Raw genomic sequence first — 20,403 nt, 5'->3', positions numbered from 1 at the left:
TTCGGCCGTTTCCGGTGGGAAGTTTTCCCGCTAGCGTCCGCCCCATGCGTCTGCGAACTCGCGCCGGCCTGGGGGCCGTGACCACCGGAATCGCGATCGTGCTCCTCGCCTCGACCGCCACCGCCGCGCCCGCTCCCGGGGCCTCCGGCGCCGGCGATCCCTACTACCCCTACGCCGGCAACGGCGGCTACGACGTCGCGCACTACGACATCCGCCTCACCTACCAGCCGGCCACCGACCAGCTCTCCGGCACCACGACGATCCTCGCCACCACCACGCAGGACCTGTCCAGCTTCGACCTCGACTTCGGCCTCCGGGTCCGCGACATCCGGGTGAACAACAAGCCGGCCACCTTCCGGACCGTCCGCGACGGCGAGCTGGAAGTCACCCCGGCCAAGCCGCTCGCGAAGAACCAGCCGGTCACCGTCGTCGTCACCTACGCCGACACGCCCTCCAAGGTCGTCATCGACGGCTACACCGCCTGGAAGAAGACCCCGGACGGCGCGCTCGCCGTCGACGAGCCGCAGAACTCCCAGTGGTGGTACCCGGCCAGCGACCACCCCACCGACAAGGCGACCTACGACGTCTCCGTCGAGGTGCCCGACGACGTCGCCGCCCTGTCCAACGGCACGCTCGTCCGCACGACCAAGCAGCGCGCCGGCTGGACGCGCTGGAACTGGCGCAGCACCCAGCCCCAGAACACCTACGCGACCACCCTCGAGGTCGGGAAGTTCGAGATCAACCGGGCCACCACCCCGGGCGGTCAGCCGTTCCTCACCGCCTACGACGCGGCCACCGGAGACTCCCTGGGCGCCGCCAAGGCCAGCGTCGAGCGCACCCCGGAGATCGTCGAGTTCCTGGCGAGCCAGTTCGGCGAGTACCCGTTCGAGGCGCAGGGCGGCGTGGTCAGCACCGGGCTGACCTTCGCGCTGGAGGCCCAGACCCGCCCGGTCTACAGCAACAAGTTCTTCGTCGCCGGCGCGAACACCTCGGTCGTCGCGCACGAGAACGCCCACCAGTGGTTCGGCGACTCCGTCTCGCTGGGCCGCTGGAGCGACATCTGGCTCAACGAGGGCTTCGCCAGCTACGCCGAGTACCTGTGGTCGGAGCACCAGGGCGAGGGCACCGCGGCCGAGCTCGCCCAGTACGTCTACGACTCCCACCCGGCCGACGACCCGTTCTGGCAGGTCCTGCCCGGCGACCCGGGCGCGGCCAACCAGTTCGACGACGCCGTCTACGACCGCGGCGCGCTGGCCGTCCAGGCGCTGCGCACGGCGGTCGGTGACGACGCGTTCTTCACGATCCTGCGCACCTAGGTCGCCCAGCACCGCGGCGACGACGCCCGCATCAGCGACTTCGTCGCGCTGGCCGAGCAGGTCTCCGGCAAGCCGCTGCGGCAGCTGTTCCAGACCTGGCTGTTCACCGCGGGCAAGCCGGCCACCGGCCCGAACGGCGCGGCCACCCTGCGCGCCGCCGCGCAGCCGAAGTCCTACCCCGCCATCCAGCAGACCCACCGGCTGCTGGCGGCCGGGCACAGCCGTTAACCCGCACCTTCTATGCTCGGACGAGTGACGGCGAGAACTCTGTGGTGGCTGAAGGTCGGCCGTCGCTGCGTGCTCGCCGTCGCCGTCGTGATCACCGTGCTGTGCGCGGGGCTGCTGCTCGCCGCGATCCGCAACGACCAGGCCATCACCGGCCACCTGGGCACGGCGACGGCCGAGGTCGACGCGGTGGCCTGGGACCGCACGATCATCCGGTTCGAAACCCCGGACGGCATCGTGCACATCCCGTCCAACGGCGTGCTCTACCCGAGCGGGCTGGTCGCGGGCGACCTGGTGCGCATCGAATACGACGCGACCGATCCGGACCTGGCCCGCGTCGCCGGCCGCACCGCGACCTTGACGCTGCTGCCGCTGGGCACCACGATCCTGGTCACCTGGCTGGTCGCCGTGGCGGTGGCGTGGCTGATCCGCCAGCGCCTGCGCCGCGCCGTGCCGGTCGAACCGGAGGTCGCCGTCGTGGACAGCGAAACCCCGGTCAGATCCGGCTGAAGCTCAGGAGGACCCGATGCGCAGTGTGACCTATTCGCTGTCTGCCTCTGCCGACGGTTACATCATCGGGCCGGATGGTGGCTTCGACTGGTCGGAGCCCGACGAGGAGGTCTTCCGCTTCGCCACCGACGAGGTCCGCGACCTCGGCGTCCACCTGATGGGGCGACGGCTGTACGAGACGATGCTGTACTGGGAGACCGCCGAGCAGGAGCACTCGCTCGACGACGGGGAGCGCGAGTTCGCCGCGATCTGGAACGCGCTGCCCAAGGTCGTCTTCTCCAACACGCTGTCGGAGGTGCGGGGCAACGCCCGCCTGGCCTCCGGCGGCCTGGCGGAGGAGATCGAGCGGCTGCGCGCCGAACCGGGGGACGGCAACATCGGGATCGGCGGTGCGAACCTGGCCGCCCAGGCGGCCGAGCTGGGGCTGATCGACGAGTACCGGATCAGGGTCTACCCGGTGCTGGTCGGCGGCGGCACCCCGTACTTCGACCACCGCGAGCGCCGGGTGGATCTCGAACTCCTGGAAACCCGCACCTTTCCCTCGAAGGTCGTCTTCCTCCACTACCGCGTGGTGCGTTAGAAACCCTGGCGCGGCGGCTGGATCTGCTGCTGCGGGTACTGGGGCGCGTGCTGCTGTGGGAACGCGGCCTGCGGCGCCTGCTGCTGCATGGCCTGGACCTGTCGCGCCTCGTCCTTGGTCAGCTTGTTCGTCATGCCGCAGAAGGTGCACACCGTGAAGTACTTCGAGCTGATCGGGAACAGCGGGATGAAGAACAGCGTGAACTTCGTGACGGCGCGGCGCAGCGCGTGGGCGCTCGGGTTCTGGCAGTTCCCGCACAGGTAGGTCGCGGTGGCCAGCTCCTGGACGCTCTTGCGCCAGCCGTAGATCAGCATGTCGTGTTCTCCCGGGTCCGTGATCTTCTCCGGGGCTAGGACGCGCGGATCTCCCGTTCGGTTTCCTGCCACCACGACAGGACTTCCTCGGCGACGCTGGGTGCGGCGACGAGCAGGCCGTCGGTGGGCAGCGGGCTGTCCGAGCCGCGCCGGTCGAGCACCACGGCGCCGGCCTCGATGGCCAGCGCGACCGAGCCGGCCACGTCCCATTCGTGGTAGCTGTGCAGCACCGCGGCGATGGCGTGCCCGAGCGCGACCTGCGCGATCGACAACGCGGCCGAGCCGAGCACCCGCACCCCGGCGTGCGCCTCGGCGGCGCGTTCGATGAACGAGCCCATGCCCGGCCACGGACCCTTGCGGGCCAGTTCGGTGCACACGATCGACCCGGCGATCCGGTCCCGGTCGACCAGCCGGACCGGTTTGCCGTTGGCGCGCGTGCCGCGGCCGCGCGCGGCGGCGTAGATCTGGGCGCGGTAGGGGTCGGCGACCACTCCGACGACCGGCCCGGACGCGTCGACCAGCGCGAGGCTGTAGGCGCACCACGGCACGCCGGCGACGTAGTTGGCGGTGCCGTCGACCGGGTCGACCACCCACCGGTAGGCCGCCGAATCGGCGCCGGTGTCGGCTCCGAACTCGCCGCCCACGACGGGGATGCCGGGGAACTCCGCGGTCAGCACGCGGCGGGTGTGCCGCTCCAGGATGCGGTCGGTGTCGGTGACCCAGTCGAACGGCGAGTCCGCGATGTCGGGGTGGGCGCCCCGGCCGGCGGTCGCGGTGATCACGTCGGTGGCGTCGTTGGCCAGCCGCCCGGCGACCTCGAGCGCTCGCGACAGCAAGCCCGGTTCGACCGGGTGGGGTGGGCGGGCGGAGAGGAGGGTCACGCCAGCCGAGTGTGGCGGCACCAAGTGTCCGGGACGCGACACCCAGGTGAAGCGGAGAAAGCTTCGTGAAGTTCGGGCACCGTTGGTCCCCTCGTCACGCGGGCTTTTCCGCCCGAACCGGACCGGCTGCCACGGTGGCATCGTGCGCGTCGCCATCGTCACCGAAAGCTTCCTTCCGCAGGTGAACGGCGTGACCAACTCCGTGCTGCGGGTCATCGAGCACCTCACCGGCACCGGCCACGACGTGATGGTGGTCGCGCCCGGTCTCACCGGGCCCACGCACTACCGCGGTGCGCCCGTGGTGCGGATCCCGGCGCTGGACCTGCCGGTGGTCAACTCGCTGCCGATCGGCCTGCCCACCCGCACGGTGCTGACGGCGCTCACCGCGTTCGGGCCGGATGTGGTGCACCTGGCCTCGCCGTTCGTGGTCGGCGCGCGTGGGCTGGCCGCGGCCCGGCGCCTGCGGGTGCCCTCGATCGCGGTGTTCCAGACCGACATCGCCGGGTTCGCCACCGCGTACGGGCTCGGCCTCGGCGCGCGGGCGGCGTGGCGGTGGGTGCGCCGGCTGCACGCCAAGGCCGACCGGACGCTCGCGCCGTCCACCCAGTCCGTGCAGGACCTGCGCGCGCACGGCGTGCCCCGCGTGCACCGCTGGGGCCGGGGCGTGGACGTCGAGCGCTTCTCGCCCGCGCACGCCGACCCCGAGCTGCGTGCCCGGCTCGCGCCCAACGGGGAGCTGCTGGTCGGGTTCGTCGGGCGGCTGGCGCCGGAGAAGGAGGTCGGCCGGCTCGCCGCGCTGGCCGGTGTGGACGGCGTGCGGCTGGTGGTCGTCGGCGACGGGCCGGACCGCGAGGAGCTGCGGGACCGGCTGCCCGGCGCGGCGTTCCTCGGCGCCCGCTACGGCGACGAGCTGTCCGCGGCCTACGCGAGCCTCGACGTGTTCGTCCACACCGGACCGCACGAGACGTTTTGCCAGGCGGTGCAGGAGGCGATGGCCTCCGGGCTGCCGGTGCTGGCGCCGGACGCGGGCGGCCCGCGGGACCTGGTCCTGCCCGGTCGCACCGGGTACCTGCTGCCGCCCGATCCGGCCGGGTTCGCCGAGGAGCTGGTGCGGCGCGTGCGCGACCTGCGCGACCCGGCGCTGCGGGAGCGGCTGGGAGGCAAGGCGCGCAAGGTCGTGCTGGGCCGGACCTGGCCTGCGGTGTGCGCGGAGCTGGTGCAGCACTACGAGGTGGTCACCGGCCGCGTCGCGCGAGCCGCCTGATGCCATGCACATCGTCCAGCTGGCGAACTTCTACGGGCCCCGCTCCGGTGGGCTGCGCACCGCGCTGCACCACCTGGGCGCCGGGTACGTGGCGAGCGGCCACCGCGTGACGCTGGTCGTGCCAGGGCCCCGGCACGCCGAGGAGCGGCTGCCCACCGGGGTGCGCCGGATCAGCCTGCCCGCGCCGAAGATCCCCGGCACCGGCGGCTACCGCGCGGTTGACCCGTACCGGGTGCGGGCGTTGCTGTCGGCGCTGCGCCCGGACCGGCTGGAGGTGTCCGACCGGCTGACCCTGCGCGGGATGGGGGTGTGGGCGCACCGGCGCGACGTGCCCAGCGTGGTGATCTCGCACGAGCGGCTGGACCGGCTGCTGCAGCAGTTCCTCGTGCCCGGTCCGCTGGCCCGCCGCGTGGCCGACGTCGCCAACCGGCGGATGGCGGGCAACTACGACACCGTCGTGTGCACCACGTCGTTCGCCCGCGAGGAGTTCGACCGGATCGGGGTCGCCAACGTCCGCCAGGTCCCGCTGGGCGTCGATCTGGCCGCGTTCCAGCCGCGGCACCACGATCCCGGGTTGCGTTCCGAGCTGGCCTCCGGCGCCGACGCGTTGCTCGTCCACTGTGGACGGCTGTCGCCGGAGAAGCACGTCGAGCGCAGTGTGGACACCGTCGCCGAGCTGACCGAGTCGGGCGACCGGGTGCGGCTGGTGATCGCCGGGGACGGGCCGCGACGGCGGGCGCTGGAGCGGCGGGCCCGCGGGCTGCCGGTCACGTTCCTCGGGTTCGTGTCCGACCGGAGTACGGTCGCGCGGCTGCTGGCGAGCGCGGACGTCTCACTCGCGCCCGGCCCGCACGAGACGTTCGGGCTCGCCGCATTGGAGGCGCTGGCGTCCGGGACGCCGGTGGTGGTGTCGCAGTCCTCGGCGCTGCGGGAGATCGTCCGGCCCGGGTGCGGGGCGGCGGTTCCGGACGTGCCGCGGGCGTTCGCGACCGCCGTGACCGGCCTGCTGGAGAGCCCGGAGGACCTGCGACGTGCGGCTTCCCGGGCGCGGGCGGAGGAATTCGCGTGGCCCGCGAGCGTGCGAGGGATGTTATCTGCTTTAGGCTCCTGACATGTCACGTGCGAGCCTCGACAAAGATCCGCACGAGGTCGCCGCCATGTTCGACGGCGTCTCGGAGGGCTACGACCGGGCGAACTCGGTCATGACGTTCGGGTTCGACCGCCGATGGCGCACGACGACGTCCCGCGTCCTGGACGCCCGCCGCGGCGAGAAGGTGCTCGACCTCGCCGCCGGCACCGGGGTGTCCACAGCCGAGTACGCGCGCGGCGGCGCGTGGTGCCTGGCCGCGGACTTCTCGCTCGGCATGCTCCGCAGCGGCAAGCACCGCCGCGTCCCGATGGTCGCCGCCGACGCGCTGCACCTGCCCTTCGCCGACGACAGCTTCGACGCCGCGACGATCAGCTTCGGCATCCGCAACTTCGTCGACACCAAGGCCGCGCTCGAGGAGATCGCACGCGTGGTCAAGCCCGGTGGACGGCTGGTGATCTGCGAGGTGTCGACGCCCACATTCCCGCCCATCCGGTTCCTGTACAAGCGGCTCATCCTGTGGGTGATGACGCTGCTCGGCCGGTTCGCCTCGTCCAACCCGGAGGCCTACTCCTACCTGGCCGAATCCATGGCCGCCTGGCACGACCAGCGCAGCCTGGCGCAGATCATCGCGAGCGCGGGCTGGTCGAAGGTGGAGTGGCTGAACCTGACGTTCGGCGTCGTCGCCATCCACCGCGCCGTGAAGCCTTCCGTAAACTCCGAGGCATGACCCAGGACGCTCAGGTAATCGTCGTCGGCGCGGGCCCGGCCGGATCCACCGTCGCGACGTACCTGGCGCGCGCCGGGATCGACGTCCTGGTGCTGGAGAAGACCGAGTTCCCGCGCGAGAAGGTGTGCGGCGACGGCCTCACCCCGCGTGGCGTCAAGCAGCTCATCGACCTGGGCATCGACACCAGCCGGGAGGCCGGCTGGGTGCACAGCCGCGGCCTGCGGATCCTCACCGCCGAGCTGACGCTGGAGCTGGACTGGCCGGAGCTGACCAGCTACCCGCCCTACGGCGTCTCGCGCACCCGTCAGGACTTCGACGACCTGCTGGCCAAGACCGCGGTCAAGGCGGGCGCCCGGCTGCTGGAGCGGACCACCGTCACCGGCGCGATCACCGACGCGCGCACCGGCCGCGTGATCGGTGTCGAAGGGAAGCAGGGGCCAGAGAAAACCCCGGTGCGCTACCACGCACCGCTGGTCCTGGCCTGTGACGGCGTGTCGGCGCGGCTGGCCCGCTCGATCGGCATCGAGACCCACGAGAAGCGCCCGATGGGTGTCGCCGTGCGGCGGTACTACAAGAGCCCGCGGCACGACGACCCGTTCATCGAGGGCCACCTGGAGCTGTGGGACCGCAAGGACCCGCGCAACCCGCAGCTGCTGCCCGGCTACGGGTGGGCGTTCCCGCTCGGCGACGGCACGGTGAACGTCGGGCTGGGGATGCTGTCCACGTCGAAGTCGTTCCGGAACATGGACTACCGCGCGTTGATGCGGCAGTGGCTGGACTCGACGCCGGAGGAGTGGGGCTACCGCGAGGAGAACGCGATCGGCCGCATCGGCGGCGCCGGCCTGCCGATGGGCTTCAACCGCACCCCGCACTACCGCGACGGCCTGCTGCTGCTCGGCGACGCGGGCGGCATGGTGAGCCCGTTCAACGGCGAGGGCATCTCGGCGGCGATGGAGTCGGCGCAGCTCGCGGCGGAGTTCGTGGTGCAGGCGCTGGCGCGGCCCGAGGGCTCGTCGCGGGAGCGCGCGCTGCGTGGCTACCCGCTCGCGTTGAAGGAGCTGATGGGCGGCTACTACCGGCTGGGCAACGTCTTCGCGAAGGCGATCGGCAACCCGAAGGTCATGCGCGCGGCGACCAAGTACGGCCTGCGGATCAACCCGCTGATCCCGTTGATCTACAAGGGCCTGTCCGGCTGCTACGACGCCAAGGGCGGCGACGCGGTGGACCGGATGATCTCGCTGGCCGCGCGGTTGACGCCCAGCGCCTGAGGTGGGGGCAGCCCCACCGCGCCTCCGGGTGCGCGCAGGCTGCCGGATCTTCCCGCGGCGCAACAGACTCGGTGGGTGCCCACCACACAAGCCGACACCGGCAGTGACTTCGCCCTGCTGTCCCAGCGCATCAAGCAGGCCGGCCTGCTGAACCGGCGCCCCGGCTACTACGCCCTGCGCGCCGCCGTCGTGATCGCGCTGTTCGGCTACTCCTGGACGTTGTTCGCCTGGCTCGGCGACTCCTGGGCGACGCTGGTCGTCGCCGTGTTGCTGGCCGTCCTGTTCGGCCAGATCGCCCTGCTGTCGCACGACCTCGCGCACCGGCAGGTCTTCCGCACCCGCCGCCCGAGCGAGATCGCCGGGCTGCTGGCCGGCAACCTCGGCATCGGCCTGAGCTACGGCTGGTGGATGGACAAGCACACCCGCCACCACGCCAACCCCAACCACGAGGAGCTCGACCCGGACGTGGCGCCGGACATCCTCGTCTGGTCGCAGGGCCAGGCCAGGGCCAGCCGCGGCCTGCCCCGGTTCATCGGCCGCCACCAGGCGGTCCTGTTCTTCCCGCTGCTCACGCTGGAGGGCCTGAACCTGCACTGGTCGGGCATCCGCGCGGTGCTCAAGCCCGGACTGAAGCACCGGTGGCTGGAGGCGGGTCTGCTGTTCACGCACTTCGCGGTGTACCTGGGCGCGGTGTTCCTGGTGCTGTCGCCGGTGAAGGCGCTGGTGTTCATCGCCGTCCACCAGGGGCTGTGGGGCGTCTACCTGGGATCGATCTTCGCGCCGAACCACAAGGGCATGCCGACCCTGACCGGCGACGACCGGCCGGACTTCCTGCGACGGCAGGTGCTCACGTCCCGCAACGTGCGCGGCGGCCGGTTCGTCGACATCGCGATGGGCGGGCTGAACTACCAGATCGAGCACCACCTGTTCCCCAGCATGCCGACGCCGCACCTGCGTCACGCGCAGCCGATCGTGCGGCAGTACTGCGCCGAGATCGGGGTGCCGTACTCGGAGACCGGCCTGGTCGGCTCCTGGGCGCAGGCGCTGCGGCACCTCCACGAGGCCGGCGCCCCGCTCCGCCGCTAGTGCGCCAGGCGCCGTCCACCGGAGGTCATCACGCGCGTCGGGATGACCTCCGTCACATGTCCGGGGGCGTGATCTGGCTCGCAAGCGGCGCCGGTTGCGCCCACTCACCGTGGGTTGCGTCACACCACTTCTCCGTTGCGTGATCGGGAAGATCCTTTTCGTGCTGGTCTCGGGCTTATGGCCGTCCACCAGGGCATCTCCCGGTTAGGGTCGCCTTACCCGAAACACCCCGCGACAACAATGTGAGCCACGTCCTACACTGCCCCTATGCTTTGTGAACCGCTTCACAACCCCGCAACGGAGATTGTGAACAGTTTCACAAGCGGCACGTTCGCAACGGCGCGGAAAGGACGGCAATCACCGTGCTGATGTCGCAGTTCCCCCTCGCGCAGGCGGCCTCGTCCCCGGGGCTGGAGATGTACCTGCCGCTGGTCCTGTTGTTCGTCCTTGCCGCGGGTTTCGCGGTGTTCTCCGTGCTGCTCGGCCCGCTGGTGGGCCCGCGCCGGTACAACCGGGCGAAGCAGATGGCCTACGAGTGCGGGATCGAACCGTCCCCGCAGCCGCTGGTGGGTGGCGGCCGCATGCCGGTCGCCTACTACATCACCGCGATGCTGTTCATCCTGTTCGACATCGAAATGGTCTTCCTCTACCCGTTCGCCGTCTCGGCGGACGCGCTCGGCCTGTTCGGCCTGGTGGAGATCGTCTTGTTCATCGCGACCGTCGGCTTCGCCTACGCCTACGTCTGGCGTCGCGGCGGGCTCGACTGGAACTAGGGGAGGGACGTCATGGGACTCGAAGAGCAGCTCCCCAACGGCATCCTGCTGGCCAGCCTGGAGAAGCTGGTCAACTGGGCGCGCAAGAACTCGCTGTGGCCGGCCACCTTCGGGCTCGCCTGCTGCGCGATCGAGATGATGACCGTCGGCGGCTCGCGCTACGACATCGCCCGCTTCGGCATGGAGCGCTTTTCCGCCACCCCGCGCCAGGCCGACCTGATGATCGTCGCCGGCCGGGTCACGCAGAAGATGGCCCCGGTCCTGCGGCAGATCTACGACCAGATGGCCGAGCCGAAGTGGGTGCTGGCGATGGGCGTCTGCGCCTCCTCCGGCGGCATGTTCAACAACTACGCGGTCGTGCAGGGCGTGGACCACATCGTGCCGGTCGACATGTACCTGCCGGGCTGCCCGCCGCGCCCGGAGATGCTGCTGGACGCGATCCTCAAGCTGCACGCCAAGATCCAGGACGAGCCGCTCGGGCCGCGCCGCGCCGCGGCACTGGCCGGGCACCAGACCGAGCTGATCCCGTCGTCGATCAAGTACGCGAAGAAGTGATGCGGCATGGCTGAAGAGAACCCCGAGACCGGCGGCGAACAGTCCAGCGCCCAGCGCCCGGACACCGGCCTGGAGCCGAGTGGACCGCGCCCGGCGCAACCGATCGTCGCCGGCCGCGAGCGCCGCGGCATGTTCGGCGTCTCGGACAGCGGTGACACCTCCGGCTACGGCGGGCTTCGGCTGCCGGCCTACCTGCCGCCACCGGCGGAACGGCCCTACGGCGGCTGGTTCGACGAGTTCGCCGACCAGTTCTTCGCCGCGCTGGCCGAGAACGACGTGCCCGCCGAGGCGGTGCACCAGGTGACCGTCGACCGCGGCGAGATCACCCTCTACGTGGACCGCGCGCACCTGGTCGCGATGTGCCGGATCCTGCGCGACGACGCCGGCCTGCGGTTCGAGCTGTGCAGCTCGGTGTCCGGTGTGGACTACGGGCCGGACGTGCCGCAGCGGCTGCACTCGGTGTACCACCTGACGTCGATGACCTACCGGCGGCGCATCCGGCTGGAGGTCGCGGTCGACATCGAGGACGCGCACGTCCCGTCCATTGTGGAGGTCTACCCGACGGCCGACTGGCAGGAACGCGAGGCGTGGGACCTGTTCGGCATCGTCTACGACGGCCACCCGGCCCTGACCCGGATCCTGATGCCGGACGACTGGGACGGTCACCCGCAGCGCAAGGACTACCCGCTCGGCGGGATCCCGGTGGAGTACAAGGGCGCGGAGATCCCGCCCCCCGATCAGCGGAGGTCGTACTCGTGACTACCGATCGAATCGCGGACGTCAGCACCGGTACGGACACCACCGACGCCGGCCGCGACAGCGCGGACAGCACCGCCGAGTACGCCGAATCCCGCGACACCACCGAAGGCCGCATCTACCACGTCAGCGGCGGTGACTGGGACGACGTGCTGGAGGACGCCCAGCACGACGAGCGGATCGTCATCAACATGGGCCCGCAGCACCCGTCGACGCACGGCGTGCTCCGGCTCGTGCTGGAGCTGGAGGGCGAGACCGTCACCCAGCTGCGGTCGGTCATCGGCTACCTGCACACCGGCATCGAGAAGAACTGCGAGTACCGGACCTGGACCCAGGGCGTCACCTTCGTGACGCGCATGGACTACCTGTCCCCGCTGTTCAACGAGCTGGGCTACTGCCTGGGCGTGGAGAAGCTGCTCGGCATCCAGGCCCCGCGCCGCGCCGAGCTGATCCGCGTCATGCTCTGCGAGATCAACCGCATCGGCTCGCACCTGGTCTACATCGCCACCGGCGGCATGGAGCTGGGCGCCACCACCGCGATGACCTTCGGGTTCCGCGAGCGGGAAGAGGTCCTGCACCTGCTGGAGTACCTGACCGGGCTGCGCATGAACCACGCGTTCATCCGCCCCGGCGGCGTCGCGCAGGACCTGCCGACCGACTGGAAGGAGAAGGTGAGCGAGTTCGTCAAGGTGATGGACGAGCGCCTTCCCCTGTACGACAAGCTGTTCACCGGCCAGCCGATCTGGCGCAACCGGCTCAAGGGCGTCGGGTACCTGCCGGTCGACGCGTGCCTCGCGCTCGGCGTCACCGGCCCGGTGCTGCGGTCCGCGGGCCTGCCGTGGGACCTGCGCAAGATCCAGCCGTACTCGCGCTACGACGAGTTCGAGTTCGACGTGCCGACCTCCACCGAGGCCGACTGCTGGGGCCGGTACCTGTGCCGGGTCGAGGAGATGCACCAGTCGCTGCGGATCATCCGGCAGTGCCTGAAGATGATCGAGCCGGGCCCGGTCATGGTGGAGGACCGCAAGGTCGCGTGGCCGGCGCAGTTGTCGATCTCCAGCGACGGCATGGGCAACTCGCTCGAGCACGTCCGCAAGATCATGGGCCAGTCGATGGAGTCGCTGATCCACCACTTCAAGCTGGTCACGGAGGGCTTCAAGGTGCCGTCGGGGCAGGTCTACTCGACGGTCGAGTCGCCGCGCGGCGAGCTGGGCTTCCACCTCGTTTCCGACGGCGGCACCCGGCCGATGCGCGTGCACGTCCGGGAACCGAGTTTCGTCAACCTGCAGTCCCTGCCGGCGATGTCAGAGGGCGGCCTGGTGGCGGACGTGATCGCGGCGGTCGCGTCCGTGGACCCGGTCATGGGCGGAGTGGATCGATGACCCAAGCGAAGGAACTGTTCGACGCGGACACCGTGGCCAAGGCGCGGGAGCTGATGGCCCGCTACCCGCAGTCCCGGTCGGCGCTGCTGCCGATGCTGCACCTGGTGCAGTCGGTGCAGGGGTTCGTCAGCCAGGAGGGCGTGACGTTCTGCGCCCAGCAGCTCGGGCTGTCCGAGGCCGAGGTCAGTGCGGTCGTCACGTTCTACACCATGTACAAGCGCAAGCCGTGCGGCGAGCACCTGGTGAGCGTGTGCACGAACACGCTGTGCGCGGCGCTCGGCGGCGACGCGATCTACCGCACGCTGCAGGAGCACCTGGGCGAGGACGGGAAACCGCTGGGGCACGAGGAAACCGCGGGCACTCCGGGCGAGCCGGGGTCGATCACGCTGGAGCACGCCGAGTGCCTGGCCGCCTGCGACCTCGCGCCGGTGCTGCAGGTCAACTACGAGTACTACGACAAGCAGACGCCGGACAGCGCGGTGGAGCTGGTCGACGCGTTGCGCCGCGGGGAGAAGCCGCAGCCTTCGCGCGGGGCGCCGCTGGGCGACTTCAAGAGCGCCGAGCTGCAGCTGGCCGGGTTCTTCCCGGAGGACGAGCAGACCTACCGGGCGCAGGTGGACGGACCGTCCCAGGCGCCGGAAACCCTGATGGGTGCGCGGATCGCGCAGGAGCGGGGCTGGACCGCCCCGGTCATGGCGGACGACGTGCCGTTGCCGGAGGTGGAGAAGAAATGAGCGACCCGCTGACGCCGGTACTCACCAAGCGCTGGCTGTCTCCCAACTCCTGGCGACTGTCCACCTACGAGCAACTCGAGGGCTACACCGCGCTGCGCAAGGCGTTGCGCGGCACGCCCGAGCAACTGGTGCAGCTGGTCAAGGACTCCGGTCTGCGCGGCCGCGGCGGCGCGGGCTTCCCCGCGGGCGTGAAGTGGTCGTTCATGCCGCCGAACGAGGACAAGCCGCACTACCTGGTCATCAACGCCGACGAGGGCGAGCCGGGGACCTGCAAGGACATCCCGCTGATGATGGCCGACCCGCACTCGCTGATCGAGGGCTGCATCATCGCCGCCTACGCGATGCGGTCGCACCACTGCTTCATCTACGTCCGCGGCGAGGCGCTGCACCCGTACCGGCGGCTCAACGCGGCGGTGCGCGAGGCCTACCGGGCCGGGTACCTGGGCCGCGACATCCTCGGCTCCGGCTTCGACCTGGACATCACCGTGCACGCCGGGGCGGGCGCGTACATCTGCGGCGAGGAGACCGCGCTGCTCGACTCGCTCGAAGGCCGCCGCGGTCAGCCGCGGCTCAAGCCGCCGTTCCCCGCGGCCGCCGGTCTGTACGCGGCGCCGACCACGGTGAACAACGTCGAGACCATCGCCAGCGTCCCGTTCATCGTCAACGGCGGCGCGGACTGGTTCCGCAAGATGGGCCGGGAGAAGTCGCCGGGCCCGAAGATCTACTCGATCTCCGGGCACGTGGAAAAGCCCGGTCAGTACGAGGCGCCGCTCGGCACCACCCTGCGTGAGCTGCTCGAACTGTGCGGCGGCATGAAGGACGGCATCCCGCTCAAGTTCTGGACGCCGGGCGGGTCGTCCACGCCGATGTTCACCGCCGAGCACCTGGACATCCCGCTCGACTTCGAGGGAGCGGCGGAGGCCGGGTCGATGCTCGGCACCACCGCGGTGCAGGTGTTCAACGAGACCGTGTCGGTGCCGTGGGCTGTGATGAAGTGGACGAAGTTCTACGAGCACGAGTCGTGCGGCAAGTGCACGCCGTGCCGCGAGGGCACGTACTGGCTGGCGCAGATCCTGGAGCGGATGGTCGACGGGCGGGGCACCGCCGAGGACATCGACACGCTGCTCGACGTCTGCGACAACATCCTCGGCCGGTCGTTCTGTGCCCTCGGTGACGGCGCGGTCAGCCCGATCACCAGCGGGATCAAGTACTTCCGCGACGAATTCCTCGCCCTGTGCGAGAGCAACAAGCGCGAGTTGGTGGGAGCACAGGCATGACGATCGCGCCAGAGAACCCCAAGACCGAGACGCCGGTCCCGGAAGGTCACGTCAAGCTGACCATCGACGGCGAAGAGGTCATCGCGCCCAAGGGCGAGCTGCTGATCCGCACCGCGGAGCGGCTCGGCACGGTGATCCCGCGGTTCTGCGACCACCCGCTGCTCGACCCGGCCGGGGCCTGCCGCCAGTGCCTCGTCGAGGTCGAGATGGGCGGGCGGCCGATGCCGAAACCGCAGGCGTCGTGCACGATGACGGTCGCCGACGGGATGGTCGTCAAGACCCAGCTCACCTCGCCGGTCGCGGACAAGGCCCAGCAGGGCGTGATGGAGCTGCTGCTCATCAACCACCCGCTGGACTGCCCGGTGTGCGACAAGGGCGGTGAGTGCCCGCTGCAGAACCAGGCGATGGCGCACGGCCGCGCCGACTCGCGGTTCCGCGACACCAAGCGCACGTTCCCCAAGCCGCTGCCGATCTCCACGCAGGTGCTGCTCGACCGCGAGCGGTGCGTGCTGTGCCAGCGGTGCACGCGGTTCTCCGCGCAGATCGCCGGCGACCCGTTCATCGACCTGCTGGAGCGCGGCGCGCACCAGCAGATCGGCACGGCCGAAACGGCGGACGTGTTCGACCTCGCGTCGCGCACGTCGTCGGGCGCGCCGTTCCAGTCGTACTTCTCCGGCAACACCATCCAGATCTGCCCGGTCGGGGCGCTGACCAGCGCGCAGTACCGCTTCCGGTCGCGGCCCTTCGACCTGGTGTCCGCGCCCAGCGTGTGCGAGCACTGCTCGTCCGGCTGCGCGGAGCGCACCGACTACCGGCGCGGCAAGGTGATGCGCAAGCTCGCCGCGAACGACCCGGAGGTCAACGAGGAGTGGATCTGCGACAAGGGCCGCTTCGCGTTCCGGTACGCCACGGCGGCGGACCGGATCCGGCGGCCGCTGGTGCGCGACGCCTCCGGTGAGCTGCGGGAAGCGCCGTGGACCGAGGCGCTGCGGGTCGCCGCCGAGGGGCTGGCGAAGGCCCGGGACAGCCGCGGCGCCGCGGTCCTCGCGGGCGGCCGGCTGACCCTGGAGGACGCCTACTCCTACGCGAAGTTCGCCCGGGTCGCGTTGCGCACCAACGACATCGACTTCCGGGCGCGGGCGCACTCGCCGGAGGAGCTGGACTTCCTCGCCGCCGAAGTGGCGGGCACGACGCCGGAACACGGCGTCACGTTCGGCGCGATCGAGAACGCGCCGACGGTGCTGTGCGTGGCGTTCGAGCCCGAGGAGGAGGCGCCGATCGTCTTCCTCCGGCTGCGCAAGGCCGCCCGCAAGAACCGCGCCCGCGTAGTCCACTTGGGACAGTGGACGACGCCGTCCGTGCGCAAGACCTCCGGCGAGCTGCTCGCGTGCGTGCCCGGCTCGGAGGCCGCGGCGCTGGACGGCATTCCGGAGCACGCGCCGGACGTCGAGTCGGCGCTGGGCGCGGACGGCGCGGTCGTGCTGGTCGGCGAGCGGGCGGCCGAGGTGCCGGGCCTGTTCGCCGCGGTGCGGCGGCTGGCCGCGCGGACCGGCGCGAAGGTCGCGTGGATCCCGCGCCGGGCGGGGGAGCGTGGCGCGCTGGACGCCGGTGTCGCCCCGACGCTGCTGCCCGGCGGCCGCCCGGTGACCGACGACGCGGCGCGCGCCGAGGTCGAGGCGGCGTGGGGGGTGTCGGTGCCGGCCGAGCCGGGGCGTGACACTAACGACATCGTCGGCGCGCTGGCCGGCGGGTACCTGTCCGGCGTGGTCGTCGGCGGCGTGGACCTGGACGACCTGCCGGACCCGGAGCTGGCGCGGCGGGCGCTGTCGCGGGCGGAGTTCGTGGTGAGCCTGGAGATGCGGGCGAGCACGGTCACCGAGCACGCGGACGTGGTCCTGCCGATCGCACCGGTGGTCGAGAAGTCCGGCAGCTTCGTCAACTGGGAGGGCCGGCGCCGCGTGTTCGACGCGACGCTCGAGGGCACCGGCGCCCTGCCGGACTGCCGGGTGCTGGACACGCTCGCCGTCGAGATGGACGCGGACCTGTTCACCCAGACCCCGGCGGCCGCGTACGCCGACTTCGCCCGGCTCGGCTCGTCGGGCGCCTCGCACGGCAAGTTCTGGGAGTCCGGTGCCGCGCGCGCGGCCGCCGAGGTCGGGCCGGGGCAGGCGCGGCTGGCGAGCTGGCGGCAGCTGCTGGACGAGGGCTCGCTGCAGGCGGACGAGCCGCACCTGGCCGGGACCGCGCGGAGGGTGGTGGCCCGGGTGTCGGCGAAGACCGCGGCGGAGCTCGGTGACGAGGTGACGGTGTCGACCGAGCGGGGCGCGATCACGCTGCCGGTCGAGATCGCCGACCTGCCGGACGACGTGGTGTGGCTGCCGGGCAACTCCGACGGCTCGCGGCTGCGCCCGACGCTCGGCGCCGGCCACGGGGCGGTCGTCAACATCGAGGGAGTGCGGCGATGACACCGTTGGTTGCTCAGGTTCCTGAGCAGATGACCAGGGCGGAGCTGCTCGCGGACGACCCGTGGTGGCTGATCCTGCTCAAGACGGTCGTGGTCCTGCTGATCGGGCCGCTCCTGACGATCTTCCTCATCGTGTGGGAGCGCAAGGCGATCGGCCGGATGCAGAACCGGCCCGGCCCGAACCGCGTCGGCCCCGGCGGGTACTTCCAGTCGCTGGCGGACGCGATCAAGCTGCCGTTCAAGGAGCAGATCATCCCGGACGGCGCCGACCGGAAGGTGTACTTCCTGGCGCCGGTGCTGTCCGCGGTGCCCGCGCTGATCGCGCTGGCCGCGATCCCGTTCGGGCCGCGGGTGTCGATCTTCGGTGAGCAGACCGTGTTGCAGCTGGTCGACCTGCCGGTCGGCGTGCTGGTGATCCTGGCCTGCTCGTCGGTCGGGGTGTACGGGATCGTGCTCGCCGGGTGGTCGTCCGGGTCGCCGTACCCGCTGCTCGGCGGGCTGCGGTCGGCGGCGCAGGTGATCTCCTACGAGATCGCGATGGGCCTGTCGATCGTCGGGGTGGTGCTGTACTCGCAGTCGCTGGCGACCGGCGCGATCGTCGAGGCGCAGGCCCGCGGCTGGTACTTCTACCTGTTGCTGCCGAGTTTCGTGATCTACCTGATCTCGATGGTCGGCGAGACGAACCGGGCGCCGTTCGACCTGCCGGAGGCGGAGTCGGAGCTGGTCGGCGGGTTCCACACCGAGTACTCGTCGATGAAGTTCGCGATGTTCTTCCTCGCCGAGTACGTGAACATGGTGATCGTCTCGGCGTTCGCGACGACGCTGTTCCTCGGTGGCTGGATGTTCCCGTTCGTCGGGTTGGATTCGCCGCTGAACCAGGGGTGGCTGCCGCTGATCTGGTTCGCGGTGAAGCTGTTCGCGTTGCTGTTCGGGTTCATCTGGCTGCGCGGGACGCTGCCGCGGTTCCGCTACGACCAGTTCATGAAGCTGGGCTGGAAGGTCCTGGTGCCGGCCAACCTGGTGTGGATCGTGATCATCTCGTCGATCCGCGCGATCCGGAACAACGGCGGGCTCTCGACGGGCCAGATCCTGATCGGCGGGGCGATCGTGGTGGTGGTCGCGGTGGCGATCGCGCTGCTGGTGCCGGAGAAGAAGCAGGCGGAGGGCGATTCGGTGCCGGTCACCGGTGGCGGGTTCCCGTTGCCGCCGTTGGATTTGCGCGTGCCCGAGGTGCCCGAGCGGGGCGCCGGGAAGCGCCGGCGCCGGGTGGCGGGTCGGACTTCGGAGCCTGCCCAGGTGGGCGCCGGGAAGGAGGGTTCCGATGGGACTGTTTGACCCCATCAAGGGTTTCGGCGTCACGTTCGGGACGATGTTCAAGAAGGTGGCGACGGAGGAGTACCCGGAGATCGGCGCCCCGGCCGCGCCGCGCTACCACGGGCGGCACCAGCTCAACCGGCACCCGGACGGGCTGGAGAAGTGCGTCGGCTGCGAGTTGTGCGCGTGGGCGTGCCCGGCGGACGCGATCTTCGTCGAGGGTGGCGACAACACCGAGGACGCCCGGTATTCGCCCGGTGAGCGGTACGGCAAGGACTACCAGATCAACTACCTGAGGTGCATCGGCTGCGGCCTGTGCGTCGAGGCCTGCCCGACCCGCTCCCTGACGATGATCAACTTCTACGAACTGGCGGACGATGATCGCCAGAAGCTGATCTGGACCAAGGAGGACCTGCTCGCACCGCTCCTGCCGGGCATGGAGCAACCCCCGCACCCAATGCGCCTGGGCGACGACGAGCAGGACTACTACGTGCACGGCCCGGAGCTGGCCCGCGGCAGAGGCATCCCAACGGGCGAAACGGTGGAAACCTCCCGCGAGGAGGCGATCCAATGACGGCCCGGGTCTTTCTGCGCGTCCCGTCGATCCGCAGCCGGACGAATCCGCCCGAGGGGCGCTCCGCGTTCCGCGGCAACGCCCCGGACTCGGGTTGCTCCGGTGAGGAGACTGTCCGATGAGCCGCTTCCAGTTTTCTTCCTGGGCCCACCGGCCGGCGCGCGGCACGTCCGTGGGGGCCATGCCTGAGGAGGTGCGGTGATGGTGCTGGCACAGGTCGCGGAGGCGGTCTCCACCGGAGAGGCCATCGCGTTCTGGATTCTTGGTCCGGTGGCCCTTCTGGGCGCCCTCGGGCTGATCTTCGCGCGCAATGCGGTTCACTCGGCGCTCTTCCTGGCCCTCACGATGTTCTCGCTGGGCATCCTCTACATGGTCCAGCGCGCGCCGTTCCTCGGGTTCACCCAGATCATCGTTTACACCGGCGCGATCATGATGCTGTTCCTGTTCGTGCTGATGCTCGTGGGCCGGGAAAGCTCCGACTCCGTCGTCGAGGTGCTGCGCGGGCAGCGCCTGTGGGGCGGCATCCTCGGCATCGGCATCGCCGGGCTCATGGCCACCGCGCTCACCCGGGCGCTCGCCAACGTCACCCCGGCGCCCGCGCCGGACGGGACCGCGGGCGGGCTCGGCCGCCTCATCTTCACCGACTACCTGTTCCCGTTCGAGCTCACCTCGGCGCTGCTGATCACCGCCGCGCTCGGGGCCATGGTGCTCGCCTTCACCGAGAAGCGCGGCCGCCGGACGCAGAAGGAACTCGTCGAGGCCCGGTTCCGCGGCGAGTACGAACGCATCTCGCCCAAGCCGGGACCCGGCGTGTTCGCCACCTCCCACTCGGTCACGACTCCCGCGATCCTGCCCGACGGCTCGGTCGCGCCCGAGTCGCTGTCCACGATCATCGAGTCCACGCCCACGGCCCGCCTCGAAGCCGAGCGCAAGCAGGTCGAGGGCACCGAACCGCAGCCCGACGCCCACGCACTGGTCGGGAAGGGTGACGAGGAATGACCCCCACCTACTACCTGCTGCTCTCGGCCCTGCTGTTCGCCATCGGCGCGGTCGGCGTGCTGGTGCGGCGCAACGCCATCGTCGTGTTCATGTGCATCGAGCTGATGCTCAACGCCGTGAACCTCTCCCTGGTCACGTTCTCCCGCATGAACGGCGGGCTCGACGGCCAGGTGATGGCGTTCTTCGTGATGGTCGTCGCCGCCGCCGAGGTCGTCGTCGGGCTGGCGATCATCATGGCCATCTTCCGCACCCGCCGCTCGGCCTCGGTCGACGACACCAACCTGCTCAAGTACTGAGAAGGGCAAGGGCTACTC

General features: G+C 70.8%; 20 protein-coding genes and 1 pseudogene. 19 read left to right on the top strand and 2 right to left on the bottom strand.

Going from position 1 to position 20,403, the window contains the following annotated elements; translation table 11 throughout:
- Positions 1-44: 44 nt before the first annotated feature.
- The 3 genes and pseudogenes from IE290_RS16415 to IE290_RS16405 all read left to right on the top strand — a co-directional run bounded on the left by IE290_RS16415 (position 45) and on the right by IE290_RS16405 (position 2,631).
- Positions 45-1,544, top strand: a pseudogene (locus IE290_RS16415) (M1 family metallopeptidase).
- Positions 1,545-1,568: 24 nt separating this feature from the next.
- Positions 1,569-2,051, top strand: coding sequence for a DUF3592 domain-containing protein (locus tag IE290_RS16410; RefSeq protein WP_229874535.1), 483 nt, complete (start codon positions 1,569-1,571; stop codon positions 2,049-2,051).
- A gap of 16 nt (positions 2,052-2,067) precedes the next feature.
- Complete coding sequence (locus tag IE290_RS16405; RefSeq protein ID WP_191245435.1) at positions 2,068-2,631, top strand: dihydrofolate reductase family protein; 564 nt, start codon at positions 2,068-2,070, stop codon at positions 2,629-2,631.
- Here IE290_RS16405 and IE290_RS16400 read toward each other — a convergent pair.
- Both IE290_RS16400 and IE290_RS16395 read right to left on the bottom strand, forming a co-directional pair.
- A complete protein-coding gene (locus IE290_RS16400; protein WP_191245434.1) occupies positions 2,628-2,945 on the bottom strand; it encodes a zinc-ribbon domain-containing protein in 318 nt (105 codons plus the stop codon). The two genes, IE290_RS16405 and IE290_RS16400, sit on opposite strands and share 4 nt — an antisense overlap.
- Positions 2,946-2,980: 35 nt before the next feature.
- Positions 2,981-3,826, bottom strand: coding sequence for an inositol monophosphatase family protein (locus tag IE290_RS16395; protein WP_191245433.1), 846 nt, complete (start codon positions 3,824-3,826; stop codon positions 2,981-2,983).
- 142 nt (positions 3,827-3,968) lie between these two features.
- Here IE290_RS16395 and IE290_RS16390 point away from each other — a divergent pair, with 142 nt between their 5' ends.
- From IE290_RS16390 to nuoK, 16 genes are all read left to right on the top strand, one after another.
- Positions 3,969-5,090: a glycosyltransferase family 4 protein gene (locus tag IE290_RS16390; RefSeq protein ID WP_191245432.1), complete on the top strand. Its 1,122-nt coding sequence runs from the start codon at positions 3,969-3,971 to the stop codon at positions 5,088-5,090.
- 4 nt (positions 5,091-5,094) lie between these two features.
- Positions 5,095-6,201 carry a glycosyltransferase gene (locus IE290_RS16385; RefSeq protein ID WP_191245431.1) on the top strand — a complete coding sequence of 369 codons (1,107 nt, stop codon included), beginning with the start codon at positions 5,095-5,097 and terminating at the stop codon, positions 6,199-6,201.
- Between the two features lies 1 nt (position 6,202).
- Positions 6,203-6,907, top strand: a complete 705-nt coding sequence (locus IE290_RS16380) for a demethylmenaquinone methyltransferase (protein WP_191245430.1) — start codon at positions 6,203-6,205, stop codon at positions 6,905-6,907.
- Complete coding sequence (locus tag IE290_RS16375; protein ID WP_191245429.1) at positions 6,904-8,175, top strand: geranylgeranyl reductase family protein; 1,272 nt, start codon at positions 6,904-6,906, stop codon at positions 8,173-8,175. Before IE290_RS16380 ends, IE290_RS16375 begins: the two co-directional genes overlap by 4 nt.
- A 75-nt stretch (positions 8,176-8,250) precedes the next feature.
- Positions 8,251-9,261, top strand: a complete 1,011-nt coding sequence (locus IE290_RS16370) for a fatty acid desaturase family protein (protein WP_191245428.1) — start codon at positions 8,251-8,253, stop codon at positions 9,259-9,261.
- Positions 9,262-9,629: 368 nt separating this feature from the next.
- Positions 9,630-10,034: an NADH-quinone oxidoreductase subunit A gene (locus tag IE290_RS16365; RefSeq protein WP_094003816.1), complete on the top strand. Its 405-nt coding sequence runs from the start codon at positions 9,630-9,632 to the stop codon at positions 10,032-10,034.
- 12 nt (positions 10,035-10,046) lie between these two features.
- Positions 10,047-10,589 carry a NuoB/complex I 20 kDa subunit family protein gene (locus IE290_RS16360; protein WP_020417415.1) on the top strand — a complete coding sequence of 181 codons (543 nt, stop codon included), beginning with the start codon at positions 10,047-10,049 and terminating at the stop codon, positions 10,587-10,589.
- 6 nt (positions 10,590-10,595) lie between these two features.
- Positions 10,596-11,348, top strand: coding sequence for an NADH-quinone oxidoreductase subunit C (locus tag IE290_RS16355; RefSeq protein ID WP_191245427.1), 753 nt, complete (start codon positions 10,596-10,598; stop codon positions 11,346-11,348).
- Positions 11,345-12,727, top strand: a complete 1,383-nt coding sequence (locus IE290_RS16350; protein WP_191245426.1) for an NADH-quinone oxidoreductase subunit D — start codon at positions 11,345-11,347, stop codon at positions 12,725-12,727. Before IE290_RS16355 ends, IE290_RS16350 begins: the two co-directional genes overlap by 4 nt.
- Positions 12,724-13,461: an NADH-quinone oxidoreductase subunit NuoE gene (gene nuoE, locus IE290_RS16345; RefSeq protein ID WP_191245425.1), complete on the top strand. Its 738-nt coding sequence runs from the start codon at positions 12,724-12,726 to the stop codon at positions 13,459-13,461. Before IE290_RS16350 ends, nuoE begins: the two co-directional genes overlap by 4 nt.
- Entirely contained in the window at positions 13,458-14,738 is a 1,281-nt protein-coding gene (gene nuoF / locus IE290_RS16340; protein ID WP_191245424.1) for an NADH-quinone oxidoreductase subunit NuoF, read from the top strand. Before nuoE ends, nuoF begins: the two co-directional genes overlap by 4 nt.
- The gene (locus IE290_RS16335; RefSeq protein ID WP_191245423.1) at positions 14,735-17,203 is read left to right on the top strand and encodes an NADH-quinone oxidoreductase subunit G; all 2,469 of its coding nucleotides are present in this window, start codon (positions 14,735-14,737) and stop codon (positions 17,201-17,203) included. The genes nuoF and IE290_RS16335 overlap by 4 nt, the downstream gene beginning before the upstream one ends.
- Positions 17,200-18,537 (top strand): NADH-quinone oxidoreductase subunit NuoH, encoded by a 1,338-nt coding sequence (nuoH, locus tag IE290_RS16330; protein WP_191245422.1) that lies wholly within the window; start codon positions 17,200-17,202, stop codon positions 18,535-18,537. Before IE290_RS16335 ends, nuoH begins: the two co-directional genes overlap by 4 nt.
- Positions 18,524-19,090, top strand: coding sequence for an NADH-quinone oxidoreductase subunit NuoI (gene nuoI, locus IE290_RS16325; RefSeq protein ID WP_191245421.1), 567 nt, complete (start codon positions 18,524-18,526; stop codon positions 19,088-19,090). Before nuoH ends, nuoI begins: the two co-directional genes overlap by 14 nt.
- A gap of 201 nt (positions 19,091-19,291) precedes the next feature.
- Positions 19,292-20,089, top strand: coding sequence for an NADH-quinone oxidoreductase subunit J (locus IE290_RS16320; protein WP_191245420.1), 798 nt, complete (start codon positions 19,292-19,294; stop codon positions 20,087-20,089).
- Positions 20,086-20,385, top strand: a complete 300-nt coding sequence (gene nuoK, locus IE290_RS16315; RefSeq protein WP_191245419.1) for an NADH-quinone oxidoreductase subunit NuoK — start codon at positions 20,086-20,088, stop codon at positions 20,383-20,385. The genes IE290_RS16320 and nuoK overlap by 4 nt, the downstream gene beginning before the upstream one ends.
- The last annotated feature ends 18 nt before the right edge of the window (positions 20,386-20,403 follow it).

It is taken from the genome of Amycolatopsis deserti (assembly GCF_014653945.1).
Lineage (GTDB): Bacteria > Actinomycetota > Actinomycetes > Mycobacteriales > Pseudonocardiaceae > Amycolatopsis_E > Amycolatopsis_E deserti.
Note: the sequence above shows the minus strand (reverse complement) of the source record. Positions and strands in the feature narration are given on the sequence as shown.